Source organism: Thioalkalivibrio sp. ALJ1, from assembly GCF_000745395.1.
Taxonomy (GTDB): domain Bacteria; phylum Pseudomonadota; class Gammaproteobacteria; order Ectothiorhodospirales; family Ectothiorhodospiraceae; genus Thioalkalivibrio.
The window spans coordinates 887,091-907,955 of record NZ_KN050684.1 but is presented as its reverse complement, the minus strand read 5'-3'; the positions used below and the strand labels follow the sequence as shown (position 1 = coordinate 907,955).

The following is a 20,865-nucleotide window of genomic DNA, read 5'->3' as shown; positions in this document are numbered from 1 at the left end:
CGAACCATGGCTCTCTGGCGGCTAGGCCCTGGATGGGTCCTGCTGGTCACGCTGGGCATGGCCGCGCCCACCGCCGTGGCCGACGACGACACGGACACCGCGTACACCGTGCGCGATCAGGACACGCTCTGGAGCGTCGCCAGCACCCTGCGACCCGACGACAGCATCACCGTGCAACAGATGATGCTCGCCTTGCACGCGCACAATCCTCACGCCTTTGGGAATGGAATCGACCAGTTGCGAACCGGCGCGACACTCCAGATCCCATCCGCTGAAACCGCCCAGGCATTCGACCCCGCCTACGCCCAAACCAAGGTCGCGGAGAAACAGGCATCGGGCGTTGCACCCACACCCCAGGTGGCCAGGCATTACGTCGTACAGGAGAGTGACACCCTGTGGAGTGTGGCCCGGCGCCTGCGCCCAGACCCGGCCATGGACATCGCTGCAATGGCCCGCGCCCTGTTCGAGGCCAATCCACAGGCATTCGACAACGGCATGGACAACCTGCGCGCAGGCGCGTCGCTACAGGTCCCCGAAACCAAGGCTCAGGCCATGTCGGCCCGCATGGATAATCCTGAAACGCCCACAAAGCCCGCAGACGGCACCATACAAGTCAGTGAGTCACGCAACTCCGATCCAACGGAAGCCAGCAACTCCACTCCGCGCGGCTTTACCTTCGGAGCGGACCGGGACAGTGAAGAAGAACGCCCTGCGGAAACCGACGGCGACTCACCCTGGAGCCTGCGGGTGGACGACATCATGGTGGAAGCCGGGATCCTCGGGGCCTCCGACCGTCCCGTGGATTTCACCCAGCACGGACGCGCAGTGGTATCGGCATCACGCCCACTGAACGATGCGTGGGAGCTGCGCCTGGGGGCGCGCGCCGATGCCGAGCTGCAACAGGGCGGCGACTACCCGGGCACGTCGCGCCTCCGAGCCGACTATGACGAGAACTACCTGCGCTACCGCGGGGAGCAAACGCGCTTCACCATCGGCACTCAACGGATTCTGTGGGGGCGCGTGGACGAGATCCCGCCGACCGACCGCCTGAGCACCAAAGATCTGACCCGCTTCGGGCTCGATGATCACGCCGACCGCCGGCGTGCGAATCCGGCCATCCGAGCCGAATATTTCCGGGGTCCGTGGCATGTGGACCTGGTCCTGCTGCCCCTTTTCCGTGAGGCGGAATTGCCCGATCGCGACAGTCTGTGGCACCCGGTCGACCGCAACCGAGGGCGGCTGCTCGGGCTTCCTGTGCAACCGGAGCTCTCGCCGATCATCCAGGAGGCCCGGCTGGATGACGATGTGTCCGGGAGTGGAGGGGGCGGGGTCCGCCTGGCGCGTTCCGGCCGTGGCGTGGACTTCGCCGCGACAGTCCAGCGCGCGCGCCACTCGGAACCCTATTATCGCTTCGACGACGATACCCGTCAGGCCATCCTCGCGGGGGTGCCGCCATCCGACCAGCCAGTCCTCGAGGCTGTTCACCCCCGCACCTGGGTGGTCGGCGGTGATGCCGCTTTTGCCGTAGGCGCCTGGACCTGGCGCGCCGAGGCGGCGTGGCTAAGCGATGTGCCTGTCACACGCGAGGATGATCTGCGCCAGGACACGGTTCGCGGCGTTGACTGGGTCGTGGGCGCCGAGGGCTTTCCAGGCGACGGTGACTTCCGCATGACCACTCAACTGGCGGGCCAGCACCTGGTCGATGCCGGAGATGTGCTGGATGCTCGCGACAGCTACTTCCTCACGGGCGAATTCGAAACGCCCCTTGCTGCCCACACCTGGCGAGCAAGCTTTCGCTATTCGCTTGGCCTGAATCGGCGCGATGTCTACCTGAATCCGGAATTGGCCTGGATCGCGAACGAGCCGATGGAACTGTACATCGGCGCCCACTGGCTCGACGGCGACGAGGAAACAGCGGGCGGGTTCTACCGCGATAATCGAATGCTGGTGATTGGCTGGCGAGGACAGTTCTGATGCGCTGGATGCTTGGGCATCCCATCTTGGCGCTGATTCTCCTTGCCCTACTGGTACTGCTACCCGGCCCCGTCCTGCTCCAGGTCGACTTTAACAATGCACCCGAGGTCTACTTCCCGGAGGATGCCCCTGCGGTCCAGTTCGATCGCGAACTACGTGAGCGTTTTCCTCAAGATCAGGTTCTGGTCGGGCTTTTTTCGGGGCCACATGTTTTCGAGGCGGCATTCCTGGAACGTATAGCGGGGCTGTCACGAGCGCTCGAGTCCGCGCCGTCGGTGGAGCGGGTGCTCACCGTCACCACCCTGGATCACATCCGGGCCACCTCGTTCGGCTTCGCGGTCGACCCGCTTATCGACGCAGACGATCTGGACAGCCGACCCCCCGAGGAATGGCGGGCTCGCACACTGGGGGACCCCTTTGCACCAGGGTTGGTTGCGGGACGAGACGGCCAGTCTCTGGCGGTGGTGGTCCGTCCGCATGCCCTGGACAACAGTCTGCAGCGCCTGCAACTGGAACGGCTGCTGCGCGACACCGTGGCGACGCATGAACTGGATGACGACCTGACGGCGGTCGCCGGTCACATTGCGCTGGACGTTGCCCAGCTACGCGCCATGCTGACGGACCTTGCACTGCTGGTGCCCGGCACCATGACGATCGGGCTCCTGTTGTTGTGGTGGCTCTTTCGTCGCTGGTTGGTGGTGGGTGTGGCGGCTGCCACGATCAGTGCCGTGACCGGACCCGCAATCGCCCTGCTGATCCTCCTCGAAAGGCCATTCACGCTGATCTCGGCGATCCTGCCGCCGCTGCTCACGGCGCTAACGGTGGCGATGCTGATGCATTTCTTCAATGCGTTGCTTCACGCGGCGCAACGAGGATACGAGGGAAAAGAGCGGGTACAACACGCTCTCGATGCTGTCGCCCGCCCCACGTTATTCATGGCCCTGACAACGGCCGCCGGGCTGGCATCGCTGAATGTCAGCAGTATCCGCCCGATCGGGACCTTCGGGTTGGTCGGCGCGATCGGCGTATTGCTTGCGGCCGCGATCGTACTGTGGCTTCTTCCCGCGCTAATGGCACGCTGGGATCGCGGTGGCTGGCGAACACCGCAACGCAGCCTGCGCCAGCTGGACCGCTTTACGGGGCAACTGGCCCACCTCGCCATCCGCCGGGCCGGCTGGGTGGTCGGGGGTGCCGCTTTGCTGTTAGCGCTCGCGTTACCTCAGATTCGGCATGTCGAGGTCGAGACCGACCTCTACGCGTTCTTTCAGGAGGACCACCCGATTACCCAGTCCACCCGCGCGGTGGAAGAACAGCTTTCCGGTGTGATGGCCCTGGAAGTGGTCTTCACCGGACCGGAGTGGGACAGCCTCCAGGCGCCCGAGCGTCTTGAAGCCATCCATGCGACCCAGGCCTGGCTGGATGCCCGGCCCGAGGTGGATTACAGCCTGTCACTACCGGACCTGGTGGCCGAGATGCATTGGGCCTTCAACGAGGAAGAGCCGGAGTACCGTGCGATCCCCGATGACAGCGACCTGGTCGCCCAGTACCTGTTCATCTATGACGGGCGCGACCTGTACGACGTGGTCGACCGCGATTTCGAGCGCGGCCGTTTGCTGCTCAACCTGAACGCCCACGGCGCGGGCGAGATCAATGCCCTGATGCGCGACTTGCGGGCCCACCTGGAGGCCAACCCTCCGGCCGATATGGACTGGGACATGGCCGGAATGGCACGCCTGTTCGCAGACCAGGAACGCCTCCTGATCGAGGGCCAGCTCCACAGCCTGTATGCCGTAGCGGGCTTGCTCGCGCTGTTGATGCTGTTGATGTGGCGCTCGATACCCCTGGCGGTCTCCAGCATGGTCCCGAATCTGGCCCCGGTAGCGATGATCTTTGCCCTGATGGGCCTGCTTGGGATCTGGCTGGACATGGCCACCGCCATGATCGCCAGCGTCGCCATCGGGATCGCCGTCGACGACACCATCCACCTGCTGCACGGCTACCTCCAACGGCGCAGGTCCGGTAGTAACGTGGCCTGGGCGCTCGCGCGGACCTTCAGGCGCACGGGCCGGGCCGTCACCGCAACAACGATCGTACTGGTCGGTCAGTTCATACTTCTGGCGCTATCTGACTTCCAGCCCACCGCAGCCTTCGGTCTGCTAACCGCCTTCGGGCTCATAGCAGCGCTCATCTTCGACCTGCTGGTCTTGCCCGCCTTGCTCGTCCTGAGCCACCGCCTGGGTCAACGCTTCGCCCGTACCTGAAACCGCGGCACATCCCGTACCAAGGCCAAGTGCCGTTCACCACGGAGGGCACGGAGAAGGGCCAGGTCAAGGGCGAGGGCATTTAACAGGGAGAGGGGGGGCAGAAGGAAAGATGATGATTGGTTGGGCCTGGGTATATCCGGCGGATGAGAGGCGTGACCCGACCGGGGGTACCCAAACGATGGTGCATTTATATGCCCCGCGGCGTTCGCGGAGCCGTGCGAGTCCTGGACTGGCTGGTTCGATAACGGTGCTCGGGATACCGGAGCCGGAGGGGTCTGCGGTGTGACTGGATGAATAGCTGAGGGAAAACCGTGTCCTGCAGAATTCGTTCGGATCCAAGGTCCGAAGGCTTTCGCGATCGGTTGGTCCAGCCTCCCAGAAGGCAACGTGTCTTACCTCACCCCGCAGGGTGACGCTTCTCTGCACCGGCAGCCGCTTCGTCTCGTCCTCCACCAAACCGGCCCGGTGCCAAGCCGACTTATTCAGAAATTTTTACAGGGCCTCAGGCGCTCGCTCGAGTCCGATCGAACGAAAGCCCACGCACGACCACACTCCACATCAGAACCCTTCTGTGCTTCCCATCTTCCTGTTAGACGTCCCCGCCCTTGACCTGGCCTTCTCTGTGTTGCCCGTGTTGTCTGTGTTCTCTGTGGTGCAGATATAAAAAAGCCCCCATCCGGGGACGGGGGCTTGGAAAGATCTTCCCTCAGGGGGCGGGGAAGATCGTCCAGGGTCAGGCGCTCAGGCCACCTTTGGGGGTGCGGCGACGGGTCGCCATGAAGCCAAGGAACAGCAGGCCGGTACCCAGCAGGATCAGCATACCCGGCTCCGGCACTTGGTAGCGGATCGTTGCGTTGCCGGTCGTCTGGCGTACCAGCGAGGGATTACCTTGAGCATCGGTGATCAGGGTCAGATCATCCGCATCCGGAAGCCCACCACCCACATTGGTGTCCAGGAACCAGCTCACCGGGATTGAGGCACCGATATCTTCGCTCCAGAGCTCATAGAAGCTCTTGCCAGTGCCCACGTCAACGAACATGTTCTGGATGAAGCTTTCGTTCGGGTCACCTTCCCCAAGGAAGCTGTAATCGACTTCACCGAACAGATTGAAGTCACCAGCGACCAGTGCGGAACCGGTCAAGTTCATGGTCAGCACCTGAATGCGGTCATTGGTGCCGCCTTGCTCGAAGTAGATGTTGAAGTAGCCGCTGTCGTAGGCAACGCCCGTATCGGTCAGCGAGCCTTCAATGTAGTAGTCGAAGCTCAGGCCCCACACGCTTGAGTTCGAACCCGCCCAATTGTTGGCGACAAAACCGTTCTCGCCATCGATGGTGACGGGGTTGTCAAATTCGAGCCCGGTGACATTGACATCTCCCGGAACTCCCGGATGCCGATAGTTGGTCGGCGCGGTCTGGTGAGAACTCGGATTGGCGGTGCCGACAACGGATGCGAAACCGCGGGCATCCATCTCCGATTGGATGTTGGTATCCATCACGCCGCCAGACAGCTCGCCTGTTTCGGGATTGGCGTCGTAGAAGGAGGTGTAAAGGGTGTTGTTAGCACCCAGCGCGCCGATATCGGCGGTTCGGGTCTCGCCACTGCCGTCGAAATCCTGCCCCAATTCGATGTAGAACGGGGCGGCCGCGGCAGTGCTCGACATGGCGAAGCCGAGCGCAGCAGTCAATAGAAAGCTTTTGTAGTTCATCGTCATGATCCTTTAGCGATGCCCATGGTGGACTCACGCAATGTGAAGCAGGGACCGTGCCACTTTTGGATTTCTGATTTTTAATACTTACCTAACAGTAAGTTACCGAAACGCCGGCGTACCTGCGGGGCCGCCCTGAGTCGCGAATTCAGGAAGACTGTAAAGTCGTTCGACAGCACGCGCGGCTCCTGCAACCAAGGGTTATCCCAGCTCGTCCAGTAACGACTGGGCTTCGTCTCGTTCCGGGAATGCGCCGCCATCCGCGAGCACGCTCTGCAACAGCTCACGGGCACCTTCGGAGTCTCCGGCGGCATGGCGGGCGCGGGCGAGGTTGTACCCGATGCCCGGGGTGCTGGAGGCATCGGCATAAGCACCCTCCAGAACATCGCGGGCACCATCCGGATCGCCGCTGTAAAGAAGAACGACACCCAAGGTGTCCAGCACGGCCGGGTCTGTCGGCGCGAGGTCGGCTGCCCGCCGGGCATATTCGAGCGCCTCGTCGGTTGCATCCTCACGCAGCAGCCAGGCAAGGTTGTTCATTGCCACGACATCGTTCTCGCGCTGGGCCAGTACGGTGCGATAGGTCTCGCGCGCCGCGTCGTTCGCGCCCAACGTGACCTGGGTCGAGCCGACCAGATGGCGTGCCCCTAGGTCTTCCGGATGATCGGTCAGCCAGGCTTCGAGTTCCTGCAGACTTTCTTCCGCCATGTCCCCACGCATACGGGCCTGATGGCGTTCGATGACCCACTGGCGGGTGGACTGACGCTCCAGGGCTTCGGTGTACCGGGCTGCGGCGGCCGCGTGATTTCCCTCACGCGCCAAGAGCCAGGCATCGCGGGCGATGACATCCGCGCGCTCGCCATCGGCTTGCAGCAAAGGTTCCAGAGCCTCGCGAGCCTCTTCGGTGCGATCCGCCAGCGCCAGCTGATGCACTAGGGCCTGCCGAGCCGCAGCATGCTCAGCGTCCTGCTCCAACACCCCGCGCAGGGCTTCGATCGAACCCGCCCCGTTGCCCGTAGCCGCAAGGACGCGAGCAAGCCGGAACCGGAAGTCGACATTCTCCGGGCGCAGTTCAACGAGTCGCTGTAACGGAGGCAGGGCCTCCGCAGACTGCCCAAGGCGCTCGCGGACATCCGCCATGGCAAACAGCACCTCGGGTTCGTCCGGGTGACGCTCCAGGGCAGCCTCCAACGTGCTAATCACGTCCTCGGGGCGATCCTGCGACATGTGCAGCCGCGCCAACATCAGGTGCGGCTGTACTTGATCCGGGTGATGCCGGATCGCACCTTCCAGCCAGCCCCGGGCCGTTTCATCATCGCCGCCGGCAATGGCCATTCCGGCAAGGCGCATTGCCGAGGCCGAGTGGCCAGGAACCGCCTCCTGGAGGTCTTCGAACACTTCCCGGGCCGCACGCTGGTTACCCAAACGCAGCTCCAAAGAACCCAGATTCATGGCGAGGCTGACGCTGTCCGGTGCGGCCTGCAGGCCTTCCTGGAACGCGAGACGCGCCTCGTCGATCCGTTCCAGACCCAAAAGGGCTGCGCCCTGGATGTTGTACCCCTGGGCCATTCCCGGGTCCTCGCTGATCATCTCCTCAGCGATACGCAAGGCATCGGAATACCGACCCTGCCCCAAATGATCCAGGGCTCGGGCTTCACGGTCCGACTCCGGATCGGCTTCCAGCAGTTCGCGGGCCTCGGCATCATCCCCTCGTTCGAGGAGTGCACGTGCCAACATACGACGCATTTCGGGTGAATCCTGGCCTTGCTCCAGAGATGTACGAAGGAACTCGACACCACGATCCGGCTGTTCGGAGTCGAGGTACAGGGCGGCCAGCATGGAACCTAACGAGGGGATCAGCTCAGGATGCCGCTCCAAGGCATCTTCCAACCGGTTACGGGCGGCGGCCGGGTTATCCTGCTCCATGTGAAGGCGCGCCCACAACCGATAGGTCATCGCCGTGCCTTCGCCCAGCGCGCCGTGCCGCTGCAACTGGTGTTCCGCCTGACCGAAGTTGCCGTTCTCCAGGTGCACCGCAGCCAGGTAAGGCATCGCGGGACGATAGTTCCTATGAGCGGATAGCGCCTCTTCGAGGTAAGGCTGCGCGGCATCGAACCGTTCTTGCTGAAAGTGCACAAGGCCCTGCAGGAAGTGCCCGCCTGGGTGCCCCGGGGCACCCTCCCGCAAGAACTCCGCGTCGCGCGAGGCATCGTCAAATCGCTCCAGCTCCAGGAGAGTGAGCCCCCGCTTGAGACGGTCCGCGATTTGCGCCGGACGCAGATCCAAAGCCCGGTCGTACCCGGAAAGTGCCCCCTCGACATCGCCTTCCCAGCGAGCCACGTCACCGATCAGGGTCCAGGCCGGAGCCAGCGCTGGATCAGTGTCGGTTGCTCGCTGGGCGGACGCTCGGGCCGCGTCTGCGTTGCCCTCGCGAAAAGCGATGCGAGCCTCGGCCAGGTGAACCAGCGCCAAATCCGGCGCCTGCTCTCGAGCTTTATCCAACCGCTCCAATGCCTCCTCCATCTGCCCCTGCTGGATATGCGCAAGGGCTCGATAACTTAGAAACTCGGCGGCATCCCGCTGCGATAACTCCCCAGGCGTGGGCAGTTCGAGGATGTCGGGCAGACGGTCCAACTGGAAATACGTGCGCGCCAGGGGCAGCATCAACGCCTCGGACGAGTCCTGTCGGAAGGCCCGTTCCAAATGCGAAACGGCCCCGCTGTACTGTCCATCGGCAAGATAGGCTCGGCCTAGTGCGGCCCGAGTGCCGGTGCGATCCTCCAATCGCAATGCGTTGCGGTATTCGATAATCGCCGAGGAATAATCGCCGGCATCCATATGTTGTTCAGCGCGATCGAGGTAGTCCGCCTCACTTGCGCTGCCGAAGCTATCGCAGCCGGCGGCCAGTAAGAGCGCCAGGGCCAGAATCACCGACATCCCGGCGCGGCGTAAGCCGGCTCCGGGGAAATAGTGCAGATTGGCGCCAGTCATCGTGTGTCCCTCAATCCAAGTTTATCGAGCAGGCTGTAGAGCGTAGGGCGGGTAACGCCCAACAGATCGGCGGCCTGGGCAATGTTCTGGTTGCTGCGGGCCATGGCCCGCAGGATCGCGTCGCGCTCCGCGCTGTCGCGGATCTCGCGCAGACGGGGCGATGGAGCCACCGTGTCCAAGTGGTCCAGTCCCAGGTCACGCGCTGTGATCATGGGACCATCAGCCATGATCACAGCGCGGCGGATTACGTTTTCCATCTCCCGAACGTTACCCGGCCAGTCGTAGGTTTCGATGGCGTCGGTGGCATCGCGCGTGAACCCCTTTTGGTTCCTTTTCTGTTCCCGGGAAAAGCGGTCCAGCAGGGCATGGGCGATCAGGCTCGGGTCCCCCTGGCGCTCGTTGAGCGGGGGGATGGTGACCGTGATCTCGCTGATTCGGTAATAGAGATCTTCGCGGAAGGTACCGTCCCGAATCAGTGACTGCAGGTCCTGATTGGTGGCTGCAACAATGCGTACGTCGACAGGGATTTCAGCGCGCCCACCCAGGCGTTCCACCTTGCGCTCCTGCAAAAATCGCAACAGCTTGGCCTGCAAGCTCTGCGGCAGATCGCCAATCTCGTCGAGGAACAGAGTTCCGTTATTGGCGTGCTCGATCTTGCCAATGGTCTGCCGGGTCGCCCCGGTAAAGGCGCCCTTCTCGTAACCGAACAGCTCACTCTCGAGAAGATTCTCGGGGATTGCAGCGCAGTTGATCGCTACAAACCGCTCCTTGGCGCGGTCACTCAGATCATGCAGCGCACGGGCCAGGACCTCCTTGCCGGTCCCACTACTGCCCAACAACAGGACGGTCGCATCCGAAGGAGCCACCCGTTCTACCATTCGGCAGACCTCCAGCATGCCCGGGTCGGCCGTCACCAGACCTGACAACGGGCTACGGGAGTTGCGGGACAGCGCGCGATTTTCGGCTTCCAGCTCGAACAGCTGGGCAGCCCGGTCCACGATCATACGCAACAGGTCGGATTCCACCGGCTTGATGTAAAAATCGTACGCGCCCAGCGAGACAGCCTTAAGCGCATTGGCGCGATCATCGTTGCCGGTGACAACGATCACCTTGGTCTCCGGTGCGGCAGTCAGAATCTCCTGCAGCAGCTCCAGTCCCTCGGATGCATTGGCCGGGTCCGGCGGCAGTCCGAGATCCAGGGTCACCAAGGGGGGCCCATGGCGGCGGATCTGGGTCATCGCGTTCGCACGATCTTCGGCTTCCAGGACCTCGTAGCCATCGAAACACCAGCGCAACTGGCTACGCAAACCCTCGTCGTCCTCGACGATCAACAATTTTGTCAACGAGCTCACGCCTCCTCCGCCTTCAAGATCTGTTCGTCCACCAGGCCGGACCCACGCAGGGGTAGGCGCAGGGTGAAGCGAGTGCCCTCCCCGGTAACACTCGACACATCAATGCGACCGCCCATAGCGACAATGCGATCACGCGCCTCGTATAGGCCGATCCCCATCCCTGCATTCCCCTTGGTGGTTTGGAATGGGCGGAACAGGCGGTGCTTGAGAAAGTTCTGATCCATGCCCTCACCGTTATCCTCTACCAGAACCATCGCCCAGGGTCCCTCCGTGTAGAGCCTGAGCGTGATACGGCCGTGATCGTCGGTGGCCTCCTGCGCGTTACGCACCAGATGCATCAGTACATTGCGCAGGGCATCGTGATCAGCCATCACAGCGACTTTATCTTGCGCTTCCAGCACTGGCTCCGGACGCAGGTCGGCGCTGGCACGCACAACTTCCTCCAGCAAGGGCGCCAGATCCACCGAGCGTTTGGGGGCACTGGGGCCCGGCTGGACCTGGCGCAGCTGCAGCTGGGTGCGTTCAAGCCGTTCACGTGCATTGGCAACCGTCCGGAACGCATCACGGACAAAATCGGGATTTCCGGCATGCCGCTCGGCATTCGAGCAGACCAGCGACAACTGGGCCGAGACGTTCTTCAAATCGTGCACCAGAAACGCGGCCAGACGGTGGAATGCCTCGAATTGGCGGGCTTCCAGTAGTGCCTCGTCGGTCTGAACCAGCGCGACATACACCGCAAGCTGACGTCCCGCCGTCTTAAGCAGGTCACGTTCTTCCCATTCGATCTTGCGCGGCGCCCGAGGTCGCGCCAACACGGTAAAGCCCTGAAGGGTATCGCCCTTTAATAGAGGCACGACCGCCCAATGACGAGGATTGTCGAGAAGCCAGTCGGGCAGCTCGAGTTCACGGTAAAAACCTGGATCCCGTCGGTATTCGTCGAGGTCGATGACCCAACCCGTGCGTTCAAGGAACTGCGCGAGATTACTTTCCGGTGGTTCGGGCGCATAGTCCGGCTCACCCAGGTTCAGCACACCGTCCAATCGGTAGCCACCATCCCGCTCCCGCACCCACAACAGCCCGCCCGGGCTCTCCACCAACTCGCCAATAGCGAGTATGGCGCGCTGCCGAAAAGGCAACTCATCACCTTCCGCCGAAAGCGTGCCGGTAAAGCGCAACCACTCCTGGCGATAATCAAACGAGTAACGAAAAAAGTGCTTCGACAGGAACACACGAAGCCGCGCCCGCAGTGCCCCGGAGGTAATGATCACTGCTAGCAGAACCACGGCCCCGAACAAGAACGTGACTTGAAGCAATCCACCTAAATCGCCACCTACGTGACGCAGGTAATAACCCGCAGCGCCGACGGCTAACAGATAGAGCCCCGCCCCTGTGAGGGCAGCGGTATGGAAAAGAAGCTGACGCGAAACGGTGGGTGCCTCGCGCTGAACCGGACGTCTCGCGAGCGACACCGCAATCAACGGCACCACGATGGCGTTGACCAGGCCTCGGGACTGCCAGGCGGGTCCCTCCATTGCCTGGAAGAGGACGAGGTCGGCAAACAGGAACAAATCGAAGGCGAAGACTGAACCCAGCCCAAGGGTCAGGAACTTGATCTCCCAACGCTGTTGCGGGGGCGTATTGCGGTACACCTGTTCGACCAGGACCAATCCCAACACCGCCATGGTCAGCACCGCAACCGCCGGCCATGGGCCAAGGATGGCGAACGCGGGCAGCACCAGCAACAGCAGGGCGACCAGCAGGAACATCAACAGCGCAAGAGTAATCAGACCCAGGGCACCGAACAGACGGAACGGCTGATCGGACCGCCCACCTAATAGCGCCAGCAAGAGCGCAAACCACCCCGCGTTACGCAGCACCTCGAACGCACCACCGGCCAAGGGCGTCGCGCCAACATCCAGCGACAGTATGCCCATATGCCCCGCCCAAGCTACGGACAGGGCGGCTCCCGCTGCGACCCACAGACTACCGGGCCGCTTTCGCCAAGGACCCAGTGCGAGCGCTGCAAGCACCCCGAAGGCTACTGCGGCGGTGAAATAACTGATAGCCGCCAGATCCACGATGTCGATCTAGCGAGCGCCGCGCCCGAACAGCACGACCTTAACCGTTTCGAGCAGGATCAATAGATCGAGAAACAGCGTGTGGTTCTTTACGTAGTACAGGTCGTACTGCAACTTCTGCCGTGCATCCTCAACCGATGCACCGTAGGGATAGCGCACCTGGGCCCAACCGGTAATGCCCGGCCGAATCGAGTGGCGAGCGGGGAAATACGGAATCTGCCCGGTGAGCTGCTCGACGAACACAGGACGCTCAGGCCGAGGGCCAACGAACGACATATGCCCCTGGAAAACGTTGATGATCTGTGGCAACTCGTCGATCCGCAGCTTTCGGATAATGCGGCCGACACGAGTCACCCGATCGTCATCGCGAACAGCCCATCGCGCCACACCGTCGAACTCGGCATCCTCGCGCATGCTGCGGAACTTGCACACGTCGAAAGGCTCGTTGCTACGCCCCACCCGCGTCTGCCAGTAGAACACCGGACCGGAACTCTCCAACTTGATGGCTGCGGCCGTAACCAGAACGATCGGGAACGTAACCAGCAGCAGCAAAGAACTGGCCGTGACATCAAAGCAGCGCTTGACCGCGAGCCGCGACCAGTGCTGGCGGAAGCCCTCGCCAAACACTAGCCAGCTAGCATTCAGCGAGTCGAGCTGAACCTTCTGTTCCTCGCGTTCGAAGAAACTCGATATTTCCGTGACCGCCACGCCATGCAGTTTGCAATCCAACAACTGCTGTATTGGGAGGTTGCCCCGACGATCGCGAATCGCCACCACCACTTCGTGGGCGCGATGTTCTCGCACCATGTCCAGCAGACTGCCATCACAACTCAGTCGCAGCCGGCGAACCGGCTCGTCCGGACAATCCTTCTCGCCGTCGGTCGCGATGTACCCCAAGACCCTGTAGGGCAGCTCGTCAGGGCCCTTATCGCTGTGGATCGATTCGATGGCGCATGCGCGGCGTCCCGTCCCCAACACCAAAATCCGGCGTTTAAACGCATCCGCTTCGGAGAAATTGTTCCAGAGACTTCGCTCCGCCACCAGGCCCGTAAGCAGCAACAGGAAGCCACCCCCTATGGCAGACGCGGAAAACAGGGAAGCGGGCACCAGAATGTTGTAGAGGAGCAGCACGCCAGCCACGAACAACAGCGCCGGGATCAGGCGGAACAAGGAATGCCGCGCACTACGGGTCGCCAGATAGTCAGGCTCGTACAGACCCGCCAACATCAAAGCTAGAAGGACTGCTGCTGTCGCCAGTACCAACTCGGGGTCTAGGGCGTTCAGCACCTCGGGCTGGAATGGGGGCAGGGTCAACACTAAATACAGACAGAGGTAGGCCACCGCCAGCTCGGCCAGCACCAGCATCAGCACCCGCCGCCGTACATAGTGTCCGAAGATACGCATGGTTAAAGCCCTTGGTCGGACAACCCCGCCGACCGCTTATCCATCCGCAAAGGTCGGGCGGCCCCATAACTCCCGGAGCCCCCAGGGCTGATCGACCCTTCAAAGCCAACGCCTACCGGAGGCCCGCCAATCCTGTTCAATGTGGATGACGGGCTCATCAGGAGCTTTAGAAACGCCTTTCGGGAATAATAAGCGTGTCACCCGGCACCATGTCGATATTGGCGGAGATATCGCCGCCATTGACAAGGTCGTCGAGTCGCACCCGATACTGCTTGCGCTCACCATTTTCGTTGCGAACGATGACGGCACGGTTACCCGCGGCGAAATCAGTAATCCCGCCCACCGCGATCATCACGTCCATCACGCTCATATCTTCGCGGTATTGCAGAGCCTGCGGCTCGGCAGCCTGCCCAATGACTCGGATCTGACGATCATAGGGTCCGGCAAAACCGGTAACCATCACGGTCACAATGGGATCGCGTAGAAAGCGAGAGAGATGCTCTTCCATCTCCCGCGCCAATTGGGTCGGGGTCTGGCCGCTAGCCTGGACATCTTCGACCAGGGGCGTGGTGATCTGCCCATCAGGGCGGACCGCCACCCCGGTGGAGAGATCCGGGTTGCCACGTACCGATATTTGCAGGGAATCGCCCGGACCGATGATGTACTGCTCGATCACCGTACGCTCTACCGAGGTCGGCGCATCCGGGTGATCCGTCGTGGCACAGCCAGCGAGGAACAGAAACGGTGCAAGAATGGCGAAACCAAAACCGATCTTCGGCCCGACCTTTGGAGCGTGCATCAGGGACATCGCGATTCCCCCTTGGAGATTCTGGCGTTGAACTGGAGGCTTCACCCGACCGGACCACGACGCCCCAACCAACGCCTAGAGGTCGGCAGATGGGCTACGCTTCACCGGAAACAACCGGATTCCACAATCAGACTGATGGTAGGCCCGGCACGCGAAAGGAATCCACGCAAGTCTCACTTTCGACCTTGCAACGGACTAACGCTGGCGTTACGCACAACGGCAATGGTAACCGGCTTCCACCACGGTGAACGCATTGGAAATCTTCTCGCTTCGCGCCCTCGCCGACTGGCTTCTACCGCCGAGTGGCCCGTTACTGCTGGCCCTGCTCGGGCTGATGCTCCATCGCACCCTCGTTGGGAAAGTGCTTCTGGTGGCGGGGTTGCTGGTGCTGTATGCCCTGAGCCTGCCCCCGGTCAGCTACGCACTGATGGCGCCCCTGCAAGGCCCCTACCAGCCCCCGGATAGCGAGGCATTGGAACGCGCCGAGGCCATCGTCGTACTCGGTGCCGGCTACCGTAGCGGGGCGGTGGAATTCTCCGGCGAGACCGTCAACGATCTCGCACTGGTTCGCCTGCGCTACGCGGCGGCGTTGCATCAACAAACAGGACTCCCAGTGCTGGCCACTGGCGGTGCCGCCAAAAACCGTGAACCGGAGGCCCGATGGATGGCTGAGGTGCTGGAGCAATTCGGGGTCAACTCGATCTGGCAGGAGCCACTCGCGCGAGACACGGAGGGCAATGCCCGTCACTCGGCCGCAATGCTGCAGGAACACGGACTGCAACGCGTTCTCCTGGTCACCCATGCGCACCACCTGCCACGCGCCAGTGCAGCATTCGAACGCACGGGCCTTGAGGTGATACCCGCCCCGACGGGTGCCTTTGTGGCCCATGACGCGACACTCTCGTTAGGCGCCCTCAAACCCCAGGCTAACGCCATACGCAACAGCTGGCTCGCCATGCACGAGTACCTCGGTATTCTGTGGTATCGCTGGCAGTATGGGGGTCACCCGTCGACACGGGACTGACGCAGTCCGCCAGCATCCACCCAAACCGCCCGGGGGCGACGGATGAAACTGCTGGTAACAGGCGGCGCCGGCTATATCGGTAGCCACGTGGTGCAACAATTACGTGGCGCAGGACATGCCGTCACGGTGTACGACAATCTCTCCACCGGGCACCGTTGGGCCATTGGCGATGCCGAATTGGTAGTCGCCGACCTGGCCGACACAACCCGCCTGCGCGAAGTCCTTGAGCGCGGATTCGACGGCGTGCTCCACTTCGCCGCGCATATCGTCGTGCCCGAGTCGGTCACCGACCCGCTCAAGTACTACGGCAACAACACCCGCAATACCTTCAACCTGCTGCAGGCCTGCGCCGACACCGGCGTGCGCTACTTTGTGTTCTCTTCCACCGCCGCGGTCTACGGCATCCCCGACACGGCTGCGGTCGCAGAAGACGCACCGCTACAGCCGATCAACCCCTACGGCGCCTCCAAGATGATGTCCGAGCGCATGCTGATGGACCTGGGCGCCGCCTCTGACCTGCGCTACGTCAGCCTGCGCTACTTCAACGTCGCCGGCGCCGATCCTGAAGGCCGCATCGGACAGTCATTCCCCGACGCCACCCATCTCATCAAGGTCGCCTGCCAGGCCGCCACCGGCCAGCGCGACGGCATCACCGTATTCGGGACCGACTACGACACCCGCGACGGCACCTGCGAGCGCGACTATATCCACGTCGAAGATCTCGCCTCCGCTCATATCCGCGCACTCGACTACCTCGAACGCGGCGGCACTTCGGAGGTGCTCAACTGCGGCTACGGCCACGCCTACAGCGTGCGCGAAGTCCTGGATGCCGTGAAGCGCGCCAGCGGCGTCGAGTTCCCCGTGCACTACGGCGATCGCCGCGCGGGCGATCCCCCGGCGCTGATGGCCAACGCCGACCGCATCCGCCAGATCCTCGACTGGCACCCGCAATACGACGACCTCGACCTCATCGTCCGCCACGCCCTCGCGTGGGAACAGAAGACCGCGCTACAGACCGCCTAATCCACGTCGCCCAGGCACTGAACAGACACTTTGGGGACCCGCCAAGTTGGCGGCACCATCTCAGCTCATTCGGAACTTGCGGCAATAAAGCCTTCGAACAATGGGATGTCCGTAGCCGCGAGCTCGAGCCCTTGTGCCTCCATTGGCGACACCCAGCACCACCGGTCGTGCACCGTTAGCATCGGGCTCGCGTCTCCCGTCCGCGCACGCAGCGCCACCAACTCAAGGCCCCCATTACCCGAAATCGGCGTATGCCCGATCTCCTTCCCCACCCGGAGGTCCATCGCCAGCTCTTCACGAAATTAGCGGCACAACGCGGCTTCCAGTCTCTCGCCCGGCTCCGCCTTGCCACCGGGGAATTCCCAACACCCCGCCAGCGCCTGATCGGCCCCGCGACGCGCCAGGAGCACCCGCCCCCGTGCATCCTCCACAATGCCGCAGACCACCAACGCCCGACTGGCCCCTATGACCGTATCCAACCCCGCCCCCCACTTGCCTCTGGCCGGATCGTACCAGGGAACGCCGCCACGGCTCTCGCCGGAAGCCTTTAAGCTCGGCCCCTCCGTCTCCCCTACGCTGGGCCGGATGGGCGGTGTAAGCCTTGGACCAAGCACCGAAAATCGTTCGTCCCAGCGCGTGGGGCGCCCTGCCACTCGACGGGACGCCCACAACCATGGTGAAAATATGGTTTACCCGTGGCGGTGTGCCACCGACAGGAGAACGCCGGGATGATATCCAGAATCTGTATATCATCAATATGACAGATTCTGTCTAATCTACTGTTAGAGGGACGTGCAGATGGGTCTAATTCCTGGTTACTGCAAAGATTGTGGAGCCCGCTTTGTCTCCCAAGCGATGTCTGTGGATGACACGTCTACAGTCATTCTGGAAAACACGCGTGTTACTTGTCCAAACTCGCCTAACCATCGTGCATACCTATTGGACGGCGTTTTCACGGGCGCAGGTGAGCTTGTGAAGCTGGTGAGTGGGCCTGATTTCAGTTTCGATGTCCTTCGCGAGATCACAGAGTTACTGGAAACGGCACGGGCTCAACGAAAAAGCCTCGAAGAGGCGGCTGACACAGCGGAGAGAATGTACCCAGGATTTGGCCGCATTCTCAAGCGCTTCCAGAACTTAGGCTATGCAGTAGCCTTCTTTGGGCTTTTGAGTGCCGAAATTAATGTGAATCTGAACATCGACATTGATGTTAATCAGCTTGTTGAGCAGGCTATGGAACTATGGAATGAGCAGGAAAGCTCGGAAGTTGTGAAGGACGCAGATAAGAGCGAAGATAGTAAGCATGACTCAGATTGAAACAACCTATTTTTCGTGTAAAGCAGTCGCCTCTGAGGGGCGCCCCCTCTAACACCAGCGTCAACGCGGATCGGCTTTTCCGCTGGCGCTCCAAAGCCGCCTGGTTACACTGGGCGTTAGAAGCGCAACGGAAGCTATATGATCTCCGAAGTTGAGGCTCGCTGGCTAGATTACGCATGGGCGGTTGTCAACTGCCCCGATTATCATCGCCGGAAATGTGTTGCGGATGGCGCAGCGGTTCCCGGTCCAGGCAGAACCGACGGCAATGATCTGCGGTGGCCGGGTTACATTGGACGGAACTATGTTCCTGGTCATTCCATACTTTGCGTTGGTGCGGTACACCGTGAACCCAATCCGGAAGAAGAGACCGCCCATGGGCTGATTGCTTCCGCTCGCCATTGGTTGGCAGAAGGGAGGTCTGAAACAAGCGATCATGAGTACCTAGAGTCGGTAAGAGAGCAGTACGAGCAGAATCTCCCTCGCTGGTCACGTTGGAACAGGCATTTCCGGACGCTGATAGTCAATTACCTGGGAGCAGACATAACAGAGATTGCTTGGACAAATCTAGCAAAATGCCGTGTTTCAATTGATCGTGGCGCTACTGTAAGGCAGGCCGAGCAAAAACTCACTCGGCTCTGCCAGGCAGAGTTCGCCCCTATGGCTGACTTGGTTGAAAAAATCGAACCGGTTGCTTGTCTTGTGTCTGTATTGCACGGCGGCCGGGGCGGGTCAATTGTGGACGCTTGGGATGGAGAAACAGTTAGGCCGCTCGTTTACTCATGGCAGGGTCAGTCGGGGCACGATAGGCATAACACTGTCTCAGGCGCGCGACGCCTCGAAGAGTGGGCTCCTGAGATGGCGGAGGCAGTCCGTAGAAGGAGAGAAGGGCACTAACCCTTCGCATAGTTCAGGGTGTTCTAACGTGGCGCTGAAGCCGACCAGTCCTCCACGGTTGAGATAACGGGGTCGGACCACGTAGATATCGGAGTCGGACCACGATAACGAACGGATTTGAAAAGGATTTACCCAGTTTCGGGACCGATTCAAGAGCTTAAAGGGGGCATTTGAGGCCTCGAAACGATTGGGAACTTCGGGGCAGACACCCTGCCTTGTGCACTGCGGTGTACCACCTGTTGAAACATGCCACGATGCGATCGGTGATGGGCGACACGAACCCTTCCCCAACGCCACCGGGGTCACCTTTGACCGCCTCACGGGTGGGGTCTAGCGTCAGAGAGAAGGGGCAGGAAACGGCCCGGCTAAATGCGTTGCAACCTCGCGGAATCGCGAAGGAGGCTCACCATGCGGAGCGTAGACAACATGCCGGTGCTCGACTGGCAGGACGGCAAGAACGCGATGCGGGCGAAGTTCCAGGTGATGCACAAGGAACCGGTGGTGCTGAACATGCCGGCCGACATGGACTGGTCGGTGAACGAGGGCGAGTTCGGCTGCACACTGGACGACAGTGGCATGCCGCGCGATTGTGAAGGCGGCAGCCTGCTGCATCGTCTGGCGGAGCTCAATGAGATGCCCGGAGGGAAACACTGACCCATGTACACACTCGCGTTGGTACCCCAGGTTTTCCGAGGCAAGGCGCGGCGTGCAGCGGGTAGTGGTTCTACCCGCAAGCGGTGCAACGCAGGATCGGGGAACCTCGGGTGCCAACCCCGAAGGGGCTCGGCTGCTTTTATGTGCGCACGGCGTTGCGGTTCCCTTGTGCAGAATGACTGCACGGCAATCACCGCGCCTTGTTCGCACGCAAAAGCGACTCGAGCGCGAGCGTGTACATGGGTCAGTGTTTCCCTATAGGACATCGCGAAGGCCTGCGCCTACTCCAGCTCGCGCGTGGATATCGACGCCGCGGGTTCCCGCATTATCGTGCACGACTGATCGGGCCTGGGCCGCCGGTCCTGGCGGTGGCGACCCTGCAACCTGGAGCGGTGGGCGATGTCGGTGATCCACCACGAGATGGAGATCGACGCCGCGCCGGAAGCGGTGTTCGATCTGATGGCCCGGGTGGAGGCGTTCGCCGCCTACAGCGAGGCCATCGAGTCCATCACCCATGTTGGACCCGAGCGCTACCGCTGGCGTGTGCGGGTGGCCGGGGTGCCGCTGACGTTCGACGTGGAGGTGCTGGTCGCCGTCCCGCCGCGTCTGCTCGGCTGGCGCGCGCGGGCCGGGCTCTCCTGCGAGGGCTGTTACCGGCTGACACCAAGCGCGCGCGGCACGCATCTGGATCTGGCCGTGCGCTGCGGCGACGAGAATCCCCTGACCGATGGCCTGCTCGGCCTGGCTGCCCACCCGCTGCTGGACGCGCTTGGGGCGGAGGTGGCGCGCAACGCCTGGCCGCGCCTCCACGGGGCGTGATGCCTACGACTGCGCGTGAAACTCGAGGTATTCGTCGAGGAAGGCGAGGCGGGTGGTGTCGGTGACGCGGTCGATGAACAGGGTGCCGTCGAGGTGGTCGATCTCGTGCTGGAACACGGTGGCGAGGAAGCCTTCGGGTTCCAGGTGGCGGGGCGTGCCCTCGGGCTCGTGGTAGTCCACGGCGATGTGACTCGGCCGGGCTACCTCACCGCGCAGGCCCGGTACGGAGAGGCAGCCTTCCCAGTAGCACTGCGGGGTTTCGTCCAGCACGGTGACCACCGGATTCACGAGGACCAGGCGGCCGGTCGGTACGGCACCGGGGTAGCGGATATTGCCCGGCTGGATCTCGATCACGGCGACGCGCTGCGGAACGCCGATCTGGGCGGCAGCCAGGCCGAGGCCTTCGCTGGCGTGCATGGTATCGACGAGGTCGTCCACCAGGGCGTGCAGCCCAGGGCTGTCAAAGTCCGAGTCGGGTACCGGGTCGCAGACGCGACGCAGGTCGGGGTGCCCCATGCGCAGGATACGGCGAACGCTCATGGGAAGGATGGTGCCACAGGA

At 62.3% G+C, this 20,865-nt stretch carries 14 protein-coding genes and 1 pseudogene; 7 read left to right on the top strand and 8 right to left on the bottom strand.

Going from position 1 to position 20,865, the window contains the following annotated elements; genetic code table 11:
* The first annotated feature begins 6 nt into the window (after nucleotides 1–6).
* Both F462_RS06585 and F462_RS06580 read left to right on the top strand, forming a co-directional pair.
* Nucleotides 7–1,974, top strand: a complete 1,968-nt coding sequence (locus F462_RS06585; RefSeq protein ID WP_371180515.1) for a FimV/HubP family polar landmark protein — start codon at nucleotides 7–9, stop codon at nucleotides 1,972–1,974.
* On the top strand, nucleotides 1,974–4,235 hold the full coding sequence (locus F462_RS06580) for an efflux RND transporter permease subunit (protein ID WP_038052607.1): 2,262 nt from the start codon (nucleotides 1,974–1,976) through the stop codon (nucleotides 4,233–4,235). The genes F462_RS06585 and F462_RS06580 overlap by 1 nt, the downstream gene beginning before the upstream one ends.
* 736 nt (nucleotides 4,236–4,971) lie before the next feature.
* Here the strand turns inward: F462_RS06580 and F462_RS13785 are convergent.
* The 6 genes from F462_RS13785 to F462_RS06550 all read right to left on the bottom strand — a co-directional run bounded on the left by F462_RS13785 (nucleotide 4,972) and on the right by F462_RS06550 (nucleotide 14,576).
* The gene (locus F462_RS13785) at nucleotides 4,972–5,943 is read right to left on the bottom strand and encodes a PEP-CTERM sorting domain-containing protein (RefSeq protein ID WP_038052605.1); all 972 of its coding nucleotides are present in this window, start codon (nucleotides 5,941–5,943) and stop codon (nucleotides 4,972–4,974) included.
* 201 nt (nucleotides 5,944–6,144) lie between these two features.
* Nucleotides 6,145–8,934, bottom strand: coding sequence for an XrtA/PEP-CTERM system TPR-repeat protein PrsT (prsT, locus tag F462_RS06570; protein ID WP_038052603.1), 2,790 nt, complete (start codon nucleotides 8,932–8,934; stop codon nucleotides 6,145–6,147).
* The gene (prsR, locus tag F462_RS06565; RefSeq protein WP_026181584.1) at nucleotides 8,931–10,277 is read right to left on the bottom strand and encodes a PEP-CTERM-box response regulator transcription factor; all 1,347 of its coding nucleotides are present in this window, start codon (nucleotides 10,275–10,277) and stop codon (nucleotides 8,931–8,933) included. Before prsR ends, prsT begins: the two co-directional genes overlap by 4 nt.
* 5 nt (nucleotides 10,278–10,282) lie before the next feature.
* Nucleotides 10,283–12,364, bottom strand: coding sequence for an XrtA/PEP-CTERM system histidine kinase PrsK (gene prsK, locus F462_RS06560; protein WP_038052601.1), 2,082 nt, complete (start codon nucleotides 12,362–12,364; stop codon nucleotides 10,283–10,285).
* A 9-nt stretch (nucleotides 12,365–12,373) separates the two neighbouring features.
* On the bottom strand, nucleotides 12,374–13,768 hold the full coding sequence (locus F462_RS06555) for a TIGR03013 family XrtA/PEP-CTERM system glycosyltransferase (RefSeq protein ID WP_038052597.1): 1,395 nt from the start codon (nucleotides 13,766–13,768) through the stop codon (nucleotides 12,374–12,376).
* A gap of 166 nt (nucleotides 13,769–13,934) precedes the next feature.
* Nucleotides 13,935–14,576, bottom strand: a complete 642-nt coding sequence (locus F462_RS06550; protein ID WP_018141232.1) for an XrtA/PEP-CTERM system exopolysaccharide export protein — start codon at nucleotides 14,574–14,576, stop codon at nucleotides 13,935–13,937.
* A gap of 253 nt (nucleotides 14,577–14,829) precedes the next feature.
* On the opposite strand from F462_RS06550, the gene F462_RS06545 reads away from it, so the two are divergent.
* Nucleotides 14,830–15,600, top strand: coding sequence for a YdcF family protein (locus F462_RS06545; RefSeq protein WP_038054856.1), 771 nt, complete (start codon nucleotides 14,830–14,832; stop codon nucleotides 15,598–15,600).
* A 42-nt stretch (nucleotides 15,601–15,642) separates the two neighbouring features.
* Nucleotides 15,643–16,623 carry a UDP-glucose 4-epimerase GalE gene (galE, locus tag F462_RS06540; protein ID WP_038052594.1) on the top strand — a complete coding sequence of 327 codons (981 nt, stop codon included), beginning with the start codon at nucleotides 15,643–15,645 and terminating at the stop codon, nucleotides 16,621–16,623.
* Nucleotides 16,624–16,688: 65 nt separating this feature from the next.
* On the opposite strand, the pseudogene F462_RS06535 reads toward galE, so the two are convergent.
* Nucleotides 16,689–17,102 (bottom strand): annotated as a pseudogene (locus F462_RS06535) ((deoxy)nucleoside triphosphate pyrophosphohydrolase).
* A 319-nt stretch (nucleotides 17,103–17,421) separates the two neighbouring features.
* On the opposite strand from F462_RS06535, the gene F462_RS06530 reads away from it, so the two are divergent.
* From F462_RS06530 to F462_RS06520, 3 genes are all read left to right on the top strand, one after another.
* Nucleotides 17,422–17,937 (top strand): hypothetical protein, encoded by a 516-nt coding sequence (locus F462_RS06530; RefSeq protein WP_156100399.1) that lies wholly within the window; start codon nucleotides 17,422–17,424, stop codon nucleotides 17,935–17,937.
* A gap of 1,302 nt (nucleotides 17,938–19,239) precedes the next feature.
* Nucleotides 19,240–19,485 carry a hypothetical protein gene (locus F462_RS06525; protein WP_051918113.1) on the top strand — a complete coding sequence of 82 codons (246 nt, stop codon included), beginning with the start codon at nucleotides 19,240–19,242 and terminating at the stop codon, nucleotides 19,483–19,485.
* Nucleotides 19,486–19,884: 399 nt separating this feature from the next.
* Entirely contained in the window at nucleotides 19,885–20,304 is a 420-nt protein-coding gene (locus tag F462_RS06520) for an SRPBCC family protein (RefSeq protein WP_038052589.1), read from the top strand.
* A 3-nt stretch (nucleotides 20,305–20,307) separates the two neighbouring features.
* Here the strand turns inward: F462_RS06520 and def are convergent, their stop codons facing one another.
* The gene (def, locus tag F462_RS06515) at nucleotides 20,308–20,844 is read right to left on the bottom strand and encodes a peptide deformylase (RefSeq protein WP_038054851.1); all 537 of its coding nucleotides are present in this window, start codon (nucleotides 20,842–20,844) and stop codon (nucleotides 20,308–20,310) included.
* Nucleotides 20,845–20,865: the final 21 nt, after the last annotated feature.

Coding starts and splice junctions, on each gene's coding strand:
- F462_RS06585 (WP_371180515.1), top strand. CDS start 7: ATGGCTCTCTGGCGGCTAGGCCCTGGATGGGTCCTGCTGGTCACGCTG.
- F462_RS06580 (WP_038052607.1), top strand. CDS start 1,974: ATGCGCTGGATGCTTGGGCATCCCATCTTGGCGCTGATTCTCCTTGCC.
- F462_RS13785 (WP_038052605.1), bottom strand. CDS start 5,943: ATGAACTACAAAAGCTTTCTATTGACTGCTGCGCTCGGCTTCGCCATG.
- prsT (WP_038052603.1), bottom strand. CDS start 8,934: ATGACTGGCGCCAATCTGCACTATTTCCCCGGAGCCGGCTTACGCCGC.
- F462_RS06555 (WP_038052597.1), bottom strand. CDS start 13,768: ATGCGTATCTTCGGACACTATGTACGGCGGCGGGTGCTGATGCTGGTG.
- F462_RS06550 (WP_018141232.1), bottom strand. CDS start 14,576: ATGTCCCTGATGCACGCTCCAAAGGTCGGGCCGAAGATCGGTTTTGGT.
- galE (WP_038052594.1), top strand. CDS start 15,643: ATGAAACTGCTGGTAACAGGCGGCGCCGGCTATATCGGTAGCCACGTG.
- F462_RS06530 (WP_156100399.1), top strand. CDS start 17,422: ATGGGTCTAATTCCTGGTTACTGCAAAGATTGTGGAGCCCGCTTTGTC.
- F462_RS06525 (WP_051918113.1), top strand. CDS start 19,240: ATGCGGAGCGTAGACAACATGCCGGTGCTCGACTGGCAGGACGGCAAG.
- F462_RS06520 (WP_038052589.1), top strand. CDS start 19,885: ATGTCGGTGATCCACCACGAGATGGAGATCGACGCCGCGCCGGAAGCG.
- def (WP_038054851.1), bottom strand. CDS start 20,844: ATGAGCGTTCGCCGTATCCTGCGCATGGGGCACCCCGACCTGCGTCGC.